The sequence below is a fragment of the Rhodosalinus sp. genome, from assembly GCF_041685465.1.
In the GTDB taxonomy this organism is placed as follows: Bacteria; Pseudomonadota; Alphaproteobacteria; order Rhodobacterales; family Rhodobacteraceae; genus Rhodosalinus.
Genome location: NZ_JAWLFS010000076.1, coordinates 1 through 11,951 on the forward strand (window position 1 = coordinate 1; position 11,951 = coordinate 11,951).

14 protein-coding genes are annotated in these 11,951 nt (G+C 69.8%); 9 read left to right on the plus strand and 5 right to left on the minus strand.

Translation table 11 applies throughout. The annotated features are described in order from the left end of the window. The 9 genes from ACESL7_RS06980 to ACESL7_RS07020 form a co-directional block, all read left to right on the plus strand. The coding region (locus ACESL7_RS06980; protein ID WP_487247751.1) for an AAA family ATPase at window positions 1–813 on the plus strand (813 nt) is incomplete at its 5' end. 128 nt (window positions 814–941) lie between these two features. After that, window positions 942–1,319, plus strand: coding sequence for a fluoride efflux transporter CrcB (crcB, locus tag ACESL7_RS06985; protein ID WP_372892597.1), 378 nt, complete (start codon window positions 942–944; stop codon window positions 1,317–1,319). Next, on the plus strand, window positions 1,316–2,356 hold the full coding sequence (locus tag ACESL7_RS06990) for an RluA family pseudouridine synthase (protein WP_372892598.1): 1,041 nt from the start codon (window positions 1,316–1,318) through the stop codon (window positions 2,354–2,356). Before crcB ends, ACESL7_RS06990 begins: the two co-directional genes overlap by 4 nt. Further along, window positions 2,353–3,030 (plus strand): HAD-IA family hydrolase, encoded by a 678-nt coding sequence (locus tag ACESL7_RS06995; RefSeq protein WP_372892599.1) that lies wholly within the window; start codon window positions 2,353–2,355, stop codon window positions 3,028–3,030. Before ACESL7_RS06990 ends, ACESL7_RS06995 begins: the two co-directional genes overlap by 4 nt. Next, entirely contained in the window at window positions 3,027–3,749 is a 723-nt protein-coding gene (locus ACESL7_RS07000; protein WP_372892600.1) for an ATP12 family chaperone protein, read from the plus strand. Before ACESL7_RS06995 ends, ACESL7_RS07000 begins: the two co-directional genes overlap by 4 nt. A 207-nt stretch (window positions 3,750–3,956) precedes the next feature. After that, complete coding sequence (locus ACESL7_RS07005; protein WP_372892601.1) at window positions 3,957–4,973, plus strand: amino acid ABC transporter substrate-binding protein; 1,017 nt, start codon at window positions 3,957–3,959, stop codon at window positions 4,971–4,973. Window positions 4,974–5,102: 129 nt separating this feature from the next. After that, the gene (locus tag ACESL7_RS07010; RefSeq protein ID WP_372892602.1) at window positions 5,103–6,323 is read left to right on the plus strand and encodes an amino acid ABC transporter permease; all 1,221 of its coding nucleotides are present in this window, start codon (window positions 5,103–5,105) and stop codon (window positions 6,321–6,323) included. 27 nt (window positions 6,324–6,350) lie between these two features. Further along, window positions 6,351–7,658, plus strand: coding sequence for an amino acid ABC transporter permease (locus ACESL7_RS07015; protein ID WP_372892603.1), 1,308 nt, complete (start codon window positions 6,351–6,353; stop codon window positions 7,656–7,658). Between the two features lie 14 nt (window positions 7,659–7,672). After that, window positions 7,673–8,479 carry an amino acid ABC transporter ATP-binding protein gene (locus tag ACESL7_RS07020; protein WP_372892604.1) on the plus strand — a complete coding sequence of 269 codons (807 nt, stop codon included), beginning with the start codon at window positions 7,673–7,675 and terminating at the stop codon, window positions 8,477–8,479. A 50-nt stretch (window positions 8,480–8,529) separates the two neighbouring features. Here the strand turns inward: ACESL7_RS07020 and ACESL7_RS07025 are convergent, their stop codons facing one another. The 5 genes from ACESL7_RS07025 to yidC all read right to left on the minus strand — a co-directional run. Continuing rightward, a complete protein-coding gene (locus ACESL7_RS07025) occupies window positions 8,530–9,015 on the minus strand; it encodes a SixA phosphatase family protein (RefSeq protein ID WP_372892605.1) in 486 nt (161 codons plus the stop codon). 1 nt (window position 9,016) lies between these two features. Then, a complete protein-coding gene (gene argB, locus ACESL7_RS07030; protein WP_372892606.1) occupies window positions 9,017–9,892 on the minus strand; it encodes an acetylglutamate kinase in 876 nt (291 codons plus the stop codon). A 75-nt stretch (window positions 9,893–9,967) separates the two neighbouring features. Beyond that, a complete protein-coding gene (gene yihA, locus ACESL7_RS07035) occupies window positions 9,968–10,621 on the minus strand; it encodes a ribosome biogenesis GTP-binding protein YihA/YsxC (RefSeq protein ID WP_372892607.1) in 654 nt (217 codons plus the stop codon). Further along, complete coding sequence (locus tag ACESL7_RS07040; protein ID WP_372892608.1) at window positions 10,618–11,361, minus strand: MOSC domain-containing protein; 744 nt, start codon at window positions 11,359–11,361, stop codon at window positions 10,618–10,620. Before ACESL7_RS07040 ends, yihA begins: the two co-directional genes overlap by 4 nt. After that, a partial coding sequence (gene yidC, locus ACESL7_RS07045) for a membrane protein insertase YidC (protein WP_372892609.1) occupies window positions 11,358–11,951 on the minus strand: 594 nt, incomplete at its 5' end. The genes ACESL7_RS07040 and yidC, both read right to left, overlap by 4 nt.

Sequence of the window (11,951 nt, forward strand, 5' to 3'; positions counted from 1 at the left end):
CGGCTCTCGCTCGGCGACCTGGAGCGGCTCGCGCAGCGCGCCGAGGCGGCGCTCGACCGGCCGCTGCCGCTCGACGGGCCGGCGCGCGAGGCGCTGCTGGAGATGGCCGACGGCGACGGGCGCGCGGCGCTCAACCTGATCGAGCAGGTCATGGGCTGGCCGGTGGAGGAGCGCCTCGACGCGCGCCAGCTCTCCGAGCGGCTGGCGCGCCGCGCGGCGCAGTACGACAAGTCGGGCGATGCGCATTTCAACCTGATTTCGGCGCTGCACAAGTCGGTGCGCGGCTCGGATCCGGACGCCGCGCTCTACTGGTTCGCGCGGATGCTGGAGGGGGGCGAGGATCCCCGCTACCTCGCGCGGCGGATCACCCGCATGGCGGTCGAGGATATCGGCCTCGCCGACCCGCAGGCGCAGGCGATCTGCCTGCAGGGGTGGGAGACCTACGAACGCCTCGGCAGTCCCGAAGGCGAGCTCGCGCTGGCGCAGGCGCTCGTCTATCTCGCCCTCGCGCCGAAGTCGAACGCGGCCTATACCGCTTACAAGGCCGCGCGGAAGGCGGCGAAGGCGACCGGCTCGCTCGCGCCGCCGAAGCACATCCTGAACGCGCCGACGGCGCTCATGAAGGATCAGGGCTACGGTGCGGGCTACGCCTACGACCACGATGCGGAGGACGCCTTCTCCGGGCAGGACTACTTCCCCGAGGACATGGACCGCGCGCGCTTCTACGATCCGGTCGAGCGGGGCTTCGAGCGCGAGCTGCGCAAGCGGCTCGACTGGTTCACGCGCCGGCGCGCGGAGCAGCGCGGCGGATGAGGGCGGCGAATTTTCGTACGAAAATTCGCCGCCGCGACGGGAGGGGCAGAGAAAATTCTTCGTACGAAGAATTTTCGGCCGCGGCGGCGGCGCTTGACAGGCGCGGGGGCGCGCGCGACAGACCGGCCATGGCGGGAACCCTTCTCCAGGTTGCGCTCGGCGGTGCGGCCGGGGCGGTGGCACGGTATCTGACCGTGCTGGCCGCCGTGCGGCTTATGGGGCCGGGCTTTCCCTGGGGCACGCTCGTCGTCAATGTCGTCGGCGCTGTCCTGATCGGCGCGGTGGTCGCGGTCCTGGCACAGTTTTCCGCGACCCGGCTCGCGCCGCTTCTGGTGACGGGCTTCCTCGGCGGTTTCACCACCTTCTCGGCCTTTTCGCTTGACGCGCTGACGCTCTGGGATCGGGGCGAGGCGGCTCTGGCGGCGGCCTACGTCGTCGCCTCTGTCGTCCTCTCGCTCGCGGGCGTCGCCGCCGGCCTCGCCGCGGCGCGGAGCGTCCTGGCGTGAGCGTCGAGCATGTCACCATCGGGGCGGCCGAGGCCGAACAGCGGCTCGACCGCTGGCTGAAGCGCCGTTTCCCGCAGCTCACGCAGGGGCGCATCGAGAAGATGTGCCGCAAGGGCGAGCTCCGTGTCGACGGCGGCCGGGTGAAGCCTGCGACGCGCCTCGCCGAAGGGCAGAGCGTGCGCGTGCCGCCGCTCCCCGCCGCCGCGCCGCCGGCCCCGAAACCCGCCGGACCGAGCGCGCGGGACGCCGAGATGATCCGCGCCGCGGTGCTCTGGCGCGACGCGCACCTCCTGGTGCTGAACAAGCCGCCGGGCCTCGCCGTGCAGGGCGGCAGCGGGCAGACGCGCCACGTCGACGCGCTGTCGGAGGCGCTGCGCTTCGGCGCCGACGAGGCGCCGCGCCTCGTCCACCGGCTCGACCGGGACACCTCCGGGCTTCTTCTGATGGCGCGCAACCGGCGCGTGGCAGCCGCGCTCACCGCGGGCTTCCGCGCCAAGGAGACGCGCAAGATCTACTGGGCCGCGGTCGCCGGCGTGCCGAGCCCGGCGATGGGCACGATCCGCTACGGCCTCGTCAAGGCGGCGGGGCACGGCGCGCGCGGGGAGGGCGAGAAGATGCGCCTCGTCCATCCCGACGAGGTGGAGGGGACGCCCGGCGCCAAACGCGCGGTCACGGACTTCGCGGTGATCGAGGGGCTGGCGAAGCGCGCCGCCTGGATGGCGCTGGTGCCGGTGACGGGACGCACGCACCAGTTGCGGGCACATATGGCCGGGATCGGTCACCCGGTCGTGGGCGACGGCAAATACGGCGGACGCGGGCAGGAGAACCAGGGCGAGGGCTGGGGCGCGCAGCTCGGCGGGGAGGTGAGCCGCAAGCTCCATCTGCACGCGCGGTCCCTCGCGCTGACGCACCCGGTCACCGGCGCGCGCCTGTCCTTCACCGCGCCCTTGCCGGAGCACATGCGCCGCACCTGGGAGATGCTCGGCTGGCGCGAGGCCGACGCGCCGGAGGACCCCTTCGCGGAGGAGGGCGCATGAACGATCTCAGGCTCGTGGTCTTCGACGTGGACGGCACGCTCGTCGACAGTCAGGGCGACATCCTCGGCGCGATGGCGGCGGCCTTCGGGGGGCTGGACCTGCCGGTGCCGCCACGGGCGGCCGTGCTGGACATCGTCGGGCTCTCGCTCGACCATGCCATGGTGCGTCTTGCGCCCGATCTTTCGCACGCGACGCAGGCAGAGCTCGTGCGGCGCTACCGCGCGGCCTTCGCCGATCTGCGCACCCGGCGGGGCGCGGCCGAAAGCGCGCCGCTCTATCCCGGCGCGCGGGCGGCGCTGGCGCGGCTGGCGGCCGCGCCGGAGGTGCTGCTCGGCGTGGCCACCGGCAAGTCGCGCCGGGGCCTCGACGCGGTGCTGTCGGCGCATGGGCTCGCCCATCACTTCGTCACGCAGCAGGTCGCCGACCACCACCCCTCCAAGCCGCATCCGGCGATGCTTCAGGCGGCGCTCGCCGAGACCGGGGTGGCGCCGGAGCGGGCGGTCATGGTGGGCGACACGCGCTACGACATCGAGATGGCGCGAGCGGCCGGGGTTCGCTCGGTCGGCGTGCGCTGGGGCTATCAGGCCGAGACGGCGCTCGGCCGCGCGGACGTACAGGCGGTGCGCTTCGCCGAGCTGCCGGGGCTCATAGAGGCACTCTGGGAGGTCGCATGACGGAATGGGCGGCGCGGCGGTTCTGGACCGCCGCCGAGGCGGTGGAAACCGAGGGCGGGCATGGCGTGGCGCTCGACGGGCGGATGGTGCGCACGCCTGCGCGCGCGCCGCTCGTCCTTCCCTCGCGCCCGCTGGCCGAGGCGGTGGCGCGGGAATGGCAGGACCAGCCCGAGGTGATCGACCCGGCGGCGATGCCGCTTACGCGGGCGGCGAACACGGCGCTCGATCGCGTGGCGGCCGCGCGCGACTCCGTGATCGCGGCGCTGGCGGAGTACGGCGAGACGGATCTTCTCTGCTACCGCGCCGAGGCGCCCGCCGCCCTTGCCGCACGGCAGGCGGAGGGATGGGACCCGATTCTCGACTGGGCCGCGGATCACCTCGGGGCACGGCTCGTCTGCGCGACCGGGATCATCCACGTCGCCCAGCCCGCGGAGAGCCTGGCCGCGCTGCGCGCCGCGCTGGAGCCGCTCGGCGCCTTCGAGCTTACCGCGCTCGACGATCTGGTGACGCTTTCGGGGTCGCTCGTGCTCGGCCTTGCGGCGGAGCGGGGCGCAGAGGCGCCCGAACGGCTCTGGGCGCTCTCGCGCATCGACGAGACATGGCAGGCCGAGCAATGGGGCGAGGACGCCGAGGCCGCGGCACAGGCCTCGACACGGCGCGCGGCGTTTCTGCGGGCAGCGCGCTTCCTCGATCTCGCGCGGGAACGCGACGCCGCGTGAACGACGGTGCCGCCGGTTTCGGCGGGTTTCGCCGCGCGCGTCGCTGCGGCGATCCGTTTCAGAACGTCGAACTTGACCCGGTTGCCTGAATCCTTCCAAACTCGCGGTGCTTGGGCCCGGGGAGTGCCCGGATCAACGACAACCGACCAGGCCCGTCCGGGGGCGATCCCGGGCAACGACAGGGCGGACAATCAGGAAGAGGACAACATGCAGAAACGCGTATTTCTCGCTGCGGTGGCCGCCGCCGGCGTGACCGGAGGCGTCGCGAGCGCCGCGACGCTGGATGACGTTCAGGCGCGCGGCGAACTCAACTGCGGGGTCAACACCGGCCTCGTCGGCTTCGCGGCGCCTGACGCCGACGGTGAATGGGAGGGCTTCGACGTGGCGGTCTGCCGTGCCGTGGCCGCTGCGGTGCTCGGCGATCCCTCGGCTGTCGAATACGTTTCGCTGACGGGCAAGACGCGCTTCACCGCGCTCGCCTCGGGCGAGATCGACATGCTCTCGCGCAACACGACCCAGACCTTCACGCGGGACGTGGACCTCAATTTCGAGTTCACCGGCATCAACTACTACGACGGCCAGAGCTTCATGGTTCCGGCCGAGCTGGGCGTGTCCTCGGCGACCGAGCTCGACGGTGCGACCATCTGCATCCAGACCGGCACCACGACCGAGCTCAACCTCGCGGACTACTTCCGCTCGAACGACATGGACTATGAGCCGGTGCCGATCGAGACGAACGCCGAGGCGCAGCAGCAGTACCTCGCCGGGGCCTGCGACGTCTACACCACGGACGGGTCGGGCCTCGCCGCGACGCGGGCGGCCTTCGAGAACCCGGACGATCACGTGATCCTGCCCGAGATCATCTCCAAGGAGCCGCTTGGCCCGGTGGTGCGCCACGGCGACAACGAGTGGGGCGACATCGTTCGCTGGACGCTCTACGCGCTGATCGCGGCCGAAGAGCTCGGCGTGACCTCGACCAATATCGACGAGATGGCCGAAGGCACCGACAGTCCCGAGATCAACCGCCTGCTCGGCACCGAGGGCGACTTCGGCGAAGTCATGGGGCTCGAGCCCGACTGGGCCGTGAACGCGCTGAAGGCAGGTGGCAACTACGGCGAGATCTTCGCGCGCCACATCGGCGAGGACACGCCGGTCGGCCTCGCCCGCGGGCTCAATGCCCAGTGGACCGAGGGCGGACTTATGTACGCACCGCCGTTCCGGTAAGGCGACCGCCTCGAGGGAAGGGCGCCATGCGCGCCCTTCCCGCACCGACCATCCGCGACGACATCCCGTATCGAGAATGCACGGCGCGCCCGCCGGGCCCACAGCGTCTGTGCCGACAGGAAACCGACCATGACCTCAGTGACGGAGCCACAGCCGCCGCGCGAGTCGTTCCGCCTGTCGATGCTGCTGAACGACAAGCGGTATCGCTTCTACACCTTCCAGTTCGTCGCGCTCTTCCTGCTGATCGTGTTCATGGCCTATCTGGGCTGGAACCTCGTGCGCAATCTCGCGCTGCTGGGGCAGGACATCTCCTTCGGGTTTCTCGGGGCGCCGGCCGGCTACGACATCAACCAGCGGCTGATCCCCTACGAGAATTCGGACCCGCATCTGCGCGCATCCTTCGTCGGGGTGCTGAACACGCTGCTCGTCGCCTTCCTCGGGTGCATCACGGCGACGATCTTCGGCGTGCTCGCCGGTGTCCTCCGGCTTTCGAAGAACTGGCTGGTGGCCAAGCTGATGGCCGTCTACGTCGAGATCTTCCGCAACGTGCCGGTACTGATCTGGATCCTGATCATCTTCTTCGTGATGACGGCCGCGCTGCCGCCCCCCTCGGCCTTTCGCGGGGACGATCCCGCCTCCAGCATGCTGTTCGACGCCTTCGCCTTCACCAACCGCGGCGTCTATGTCCCGAAGCCGCTGTGGGGCGCGGGGTCGGGCGTGGTCGTCGCCGTCTTCCTCGCCTCCATCGCGGGGGCGATCTACTACCGGCGCTACGCGACGAAACTCCTTTACGCGACCGGTCGGCTGCTGCCGATGGTCTGGCCGACGCTGGCGATCCTGATCCTGCCGACGCTGGCGGCCTACGCCCTGCTCGGCGGGCCGATCACGCTGGAATATCCGCAGCTGCGCGGCTTCAACTTTCAGGACGGCATCCAGGTGCGCGGGTCGCTCATCGCGCTCTGGTTCGCGCTGGCGATCTACACCGGCGCCTTCATCGCCGAGAACGTGCGCGCGGGCATCCTTTCCGTGAGCCACGGGCAGACGGAGGCCGCCGCCGCGCTCGGGCTGCGCCCCCGGCGCGTCATGAGCCTCGTGATCCTGCCGCAGGCGCTGCGCGTGGTGATCCCGCCGGTGATCTCGCAGTATCTCAACCTCACCAAGAACAGCTCGCTCGCCATCGCGGTGGGCTACATGGACGTCACCGGCACGCTCGGCGGCATCACGCTGAACCAGACGGGCCGGGCGATCGAGTCCGTGCTGCTCCTGATGCTGTTCTACCTCATCATCTCGCTGTCGATCTCGGCGGTGATGAACCTCTACAACAACGCCGTGAAGCTGAAGGAGCGCTGACATGCCCGCGCCGCAGGAGCCCTCCCGATGAGCGATACCCACGCCGAGGCTGCGCAGCTCGCCTTCGTGCGGCGTGAGCCGATCCCGCCCGCGCCGCCACCGGTGGCAGAGGCGGGACTCGTCAAGTGGCTGCGCGAGAACCTGTTTTCATCGGTGCCCAACGGGATCCTGACGCTCGTCTCGCTCTGGGCGATCTGGTGGCTGCTGTCTGCCACGATGCCCTGGATCTTCAACGGCGTGTGGAACGCCGGCAGCCTGCGCGAGTGCCGCGAGATCCTCGACGGCACGACCGGCGCCTGCTGGGCGGTGATCCGCGACCGCTGGACGCAGCTGGTCTTCGGCGTGCGCTACCCGGAGGAGGCCTACTGGCGCCCCGCGACCGCCTTCGTGCTGCTTTTCGTCGCGCTCGCGCCGGTGCTCTTCCCGAAGGCGCCGCGCAGCCTTCTGCCCTTCACCGCGGTCTATCCCTTCCTGGCCTATTTCCTCGTCTGGGGCGGCTCGGTCTGGGTGCCGGTCATGGCGGCGGGCGGCTTCGTCGTCGGCTACCTCGTCTTTCAGCGCCTCGTCGCGCAGAGCTTCGCGATGGGCTTCTTCGGGGCCGTCCTCGCCGCGCTGCTGTTCTGGTGGCTGTCCGGTTTCGTGACGCCGACGCTGACCGCCGTCGCCCCGGTCACGCTCCAGCCTGTGGCGTCGCGCGACATGGGCGGCTTCATGCTGAACCTGATCCTCGGGACGGTCTGTGTCTCGCTGTCGCTGCCCATCGGGATCGCGCTGGCCCTCGGGCGTCAGTCCGGGATGCCGATCGTCAAGTGGATCTGCATCGTCTTCATCGAGTTCATCCGCGGCGTGCCGCTGATCACGCTTCTCTTCGTGGCGAACGTGGTGCTTGGCTACTTCCTGCCGCCCGAATCCTCCTTCGACCTGATCCTGCGGGTGATCATCATGATCACCATGTTCGCCTCGGCCTATATCGCCGAGGTGGTGCGCGGCGGTCTCGCGGCGCTGCCCAAGGGACAGTACGAGGCCGCCTCGGCGCTGGGCCTCGACTATCCGCAGGCGATGCGGCTCATCATCCTGCCGCAGGCGCTGAAGATCTCGATTCCCGGGATCGTCAACGTGGCCGTCGGCCTCTTCAAGGACACGACGCTCGTCTCGGTGATCGCGATGTTCGACCTCGTGGGCATGATCCGCGGGCCGATCCTCGCCTCGACCGACTGGAACGGCGTCTACTGGGAGCTCTTCGGCTTCGCCGCGGCGCTCTTCTTCGTCGTCTGCTACGGCATCTCGCAGTATTCGCAATGGCTGGAGCGTCAGCTTCAGACCGAGCGTCGATAAGGAAAGGCCAGACAATGGTGGACGTTCCCCAGCCCGAAACCGACACCCTGACGCAGGTGGACCGGAGCCGCATGGCGGTCTCCGACGAGGTGGCGATCGAGATCGCGGAGATGAACAAGTGGTTCGGTCAGTTCCACGTGCTGCGCGACATCGACCTCACGGTCTACCGCGGCGAGCGAATCGTGATCTGCGGCCCGTCGGGCTCCGGCAAGTCGACGCTGATCCGCTGCATCAACGCGCTGGAAGAGCATCAGCGCGGCCGCATCGTGGTGGACGGGACGGAACTCTCGTCGAACGTCAGGAACATCGACACCATCCGCTCGGACGTCGGGATGGTCTTCCAGCACTTCAACCTGTTCCCGCATCTGACCATCCTCGAGAACTGCACGCTCGCGCCGATCTGGGTTCGCAAGACCCCCAAGAAGGAGGCGGACGAGACGGCGATGCACTTCCTGACGAAGGTCAAGATCCCCGAGCAGGCCGACAAGTATCCCGGTCAGCTCTCGGGCGGGCAGCAGCAGCGCGTGGCGATCGCGCGCTCGCTCTGCATGCGGCCCAAGATCATGCTTTTCGACGAGCCGACCTCGGCGCTCGACCCGGAGATGATCAAGGAGGTGCTCGACACCATGATCGAGCTCGCCGAGGAGGGCATGACCATGCTGGTGGTCACGCACGAGATGGGCTTCGCCCGGCAGGTGGCGAACCGCGTGATCTTCATGGACCAGGGCCAGATCGTGGAGCAGAACGAGCCCGAGGCCTTCTTCGGTAACCCGCAGAACGAGCGCACGAAGCTCTTCCTGAGCCAGATCCTAGGCCACTGAGCGGGGGCGCTCCTCTGCCCTGACGGGCGTCCTCGCGCGCGAAGAGCGCGTTACTCGAGTTCGCGCGGGATGACGAAATCCAACGCGCGGGCCATGCCGAAATCGGCGTCCCGCCAGTTGTCGATGGCGAACTCGGCGACGAGCGTCGCGGCGGTCGGGTAGTCGTGAAAGCGCGGATGCGCGGGCGGCGTCGCCACGATCCAGCCCGCGAAATCGCCGATGCCGGGGTTGTGCCCGATAAGCGCCACGGTCTCCGCCGACGCGGCCCGCAAAACCTCCAGGATGTCCGGCGCCTCGGCGTGGTAGAGAAGCCGCGTGTAGCTCGCCGGCGCGTCGATCCCGAGCCCATCGAAGGTCTCGCGCGTGCGCGCCGCGTCGGAGCAGATCACCTCTCCCGGCAGGTAGCCCGCCTCCTGCAGCCACGCGCCGATCAGCGGCGCGGAGCGGCGCCCTCGTGCATTGAGCGGGCGCGCGTGATCCTCGAGCGCCGCGCTCCAGTCCGATTTCGCGTGCCGGATGAGGATCAGGCGGCGCATCTCATCCTCCCATACGGTGTGCCGGGCGGATCAGCGTGCCCGCGCCGTGCTCGGTGTAGAGTTCCAGCAGGCAGGCGTTCGGTGCGCGCCCGTCGAGGATGACGACGCCGCGCACGCCGCCCTCGATCGCGGCGAGCGCCGTCTCGGTCTTGGGGATCATGCCGCCGGCGATCACCCCGGCCTCGGTCATCTCGCGAATCGTCTCGGCCGAAAGCTGCTCTTCGACCGTGCCGGCGGCGTTCTTCACCCCAGCCACATCCGTCAGCAGCAACAGCCGGTCTGCCCTGAGGGCCGCGGCGATGGCGCCCGCGGCCGTGTCGCCGTTGACGTTGAAGGTCTCGCCGTCGCGCCCTGCGCCGATGGGGGCGATCACCGGAACGATGCCCTTGTCGAAAAGGTCGCGCAGCAGATCGGCGTTCACCTCTGCCGGCGTGCCCACGAAGCCGAGCGCCGGGTCGGTCTGATCGCAGGTCATCAGGCCCGCGTCCTTGCCCGAGAGGCCCACGGCGCGCCCGCCCTGCGCGCCGATGGCGTGCACGATTCGCTTGTTGAGGCGGCCGGAGAGCACCATCTCGACCACCTCGATGGTCTCGGCGTCGGTCACGCGTTTGCCGTCCACGAACTCCGAGACGACCCCGAGGCGATCCAGCATGGCGTTGATCATCGGTCCGCCGCCGTGGACGACGACCGGGTTCACGCCGACCATCCGCATCAGCACCACGTCGCGGGCGAATTCCTCCATCGCCGTGTCGTCGCCCATGGCGTTGCCGCCGAGCTTGATGACCACGACGGCACCGTCGTAACGCTGCAGATAGGGCAGCGCCTGGCTGAGCGTGCGGGCGGTGGCGATCCAGTCGCGGGCGCTGGCTTTCGGCATCGGGGTCCCTCCTCGCGCCGGGTTATCTCCGCCGGGGGCGCCGGGCGCAAGGCGGTGCCTGCGGCCTTTTCCGCCTCAGGCGAGAGCTGCCACGATCGCGCGCAGCGTGGCGATCCCCGCACCGGTTTCGGACGAGGTGAGCACGATCTCGGGAAAGGCCGCGGGATGTGCTGCGAGCGCGCCGCGCACCTGGTCGAGGATGCGCTCCCGGTCCTGAGCCTTCACCTTGTCGGCCTTGGTCAGCACCACCTGAAAGGTGACGGCGGCCTGATCGAGAAGCCTCATGATCTCCTCGTCCACGGGCTTCACGCCGTGGCGCGCGTCGATCAGCACGAAGGCCCGGCGCAGGTTCGACCGCCCGGCGAGATAGGCCTTGAGCAGCCGCTGCCACCGGTCGACCACCGCCAGCGGTGCCTTGGCGTAGCCGTAGCCCGGCAGGTCCACGAGGTAATGACTGTCGCCGAGCGCGAAGAAATTGATCTCCTGCGTGCGCCCCGGCGTGTTGGAGGTCCGCGCGAGCGCCTTGCGCCCCGCGAGCGCGTTGATCAGCGTCGACTTGCCCACGTTCGAGCGCCCGGCGAAGCAGACCTCGGGCCGGTCCGCGGGCGGCAACCCGTCCATCGCCACGACGCCCTTCATGAAATCCACCGGCCCCGCGAAGAGCTTGCGCCCGGCCTCCTCGGCCGCCGGATCGGGCGGCTCGGCGAGCGGGAAGGGCAGGGCGCTCATGCCGGCGTCACCGTGTCGCCCAGCGCGATCGCGCCGCCCTCGACGACCTCGGCGTAGACGGCGAAATCCTCGTGCCCCCATTCACGCAGCAGTGCGAGCGTGTCCACGTCCACGCGCCCCGTTTCCGGGTTCGCCATCGTCGCGCGGCAGCGCCCGGTGCGCTCCACCACGCGGAGACGCGTGGCGCCCACGCGGATCTCGCGGCCGACGAGGTCGAACTCCTCCCACGGGGCGAGGCCCTCGACCCAGAGGTTGCCGCGCCAGCGGTGGGGCGAGAGCGGCCGCCCGAGGCGCTGCTCCACCGCGCGGTGGGAGGCGTGGTTGCAGATCGAGAGGGAGGGGTAATCGGTATCGGTCATGCCGCGCCCCGGCACGCGGACGAGCCGCGCGGGCGCCGCGCGGCCCTCGGGCATCAGCGGGCGCACCCAGTCGAGGAAGGCGTCCGCGTCGTGATCGGGGCGGAAGGTCAGCGCGGGCCGCTCGGGATGGGTCAGCGTGACCGCCTCCGTCGCCGGGTCGAGCGCCGCGGTGATCGCCATCAGCGCCGGCGCCCGGGCCCCGCGGGTGAACTCCGAACAGGGCGCCCAGGCGCTGCCGTCGGCCGCCGCCCCTTCGCGCGCGACGGCCCAGGCGCGGTCCCAGGGCAGCGTCGCGCCGAGCGCGAGGTCGACCTGCTCCAACGCCTCGCGGCCGTGAGCCTTGATCGGGTGGCGCCAGATCCCGGTCAGCCGGGCGGTCATTTCTCCTCGGTCCGGGCCTTGCGTCGGAAGCTCGACAGGATGTTGCCGAGCAGGTCGGGCTTGTAGCCCTGGCTGCGCATGATCGCGTACTGCTGCGAGAAGGTGATCATGTTGTTCGCGATCCAGTAGAGCACGAGGCCGGAGGCGAAGCTGCCCAGCATGAACATGAAGACCCAGGGCATCCAGGCGAAGATCATCTGCTGCGTCGGATCCGTGGGCGCCGGGTTCAGCTTCTGCTGCAGCCACATCGACACGCCGAGCACGATCGGCAGGATGCCGATGAAGACCAGCGCGATGATCGAGTCGGGCGGCGGCGCGTCCCAGGGCATGAGCCCGAAGAGGTTCATGATCGAGGTCGGATCGGGCGCGGAGAGGTCGTTGAACGGCCCGAACCACGGTGCGTGGCGCAGCTCGATCGTGACGAAGATCACCTTGTAGAGCGAGAAGAAGATCGGGATCTGCAGGAGGATCGGCAGGCAGCCGGAGGCCGGGTTCACCTTCTCCTTCTTGTAGAGCTCCATCATCTCCTGCTGGAGCTTCTGGCGGTCGTCGCCCGCGCGCTCCTTGATCTTCTCCATCTCGGGCTGAAG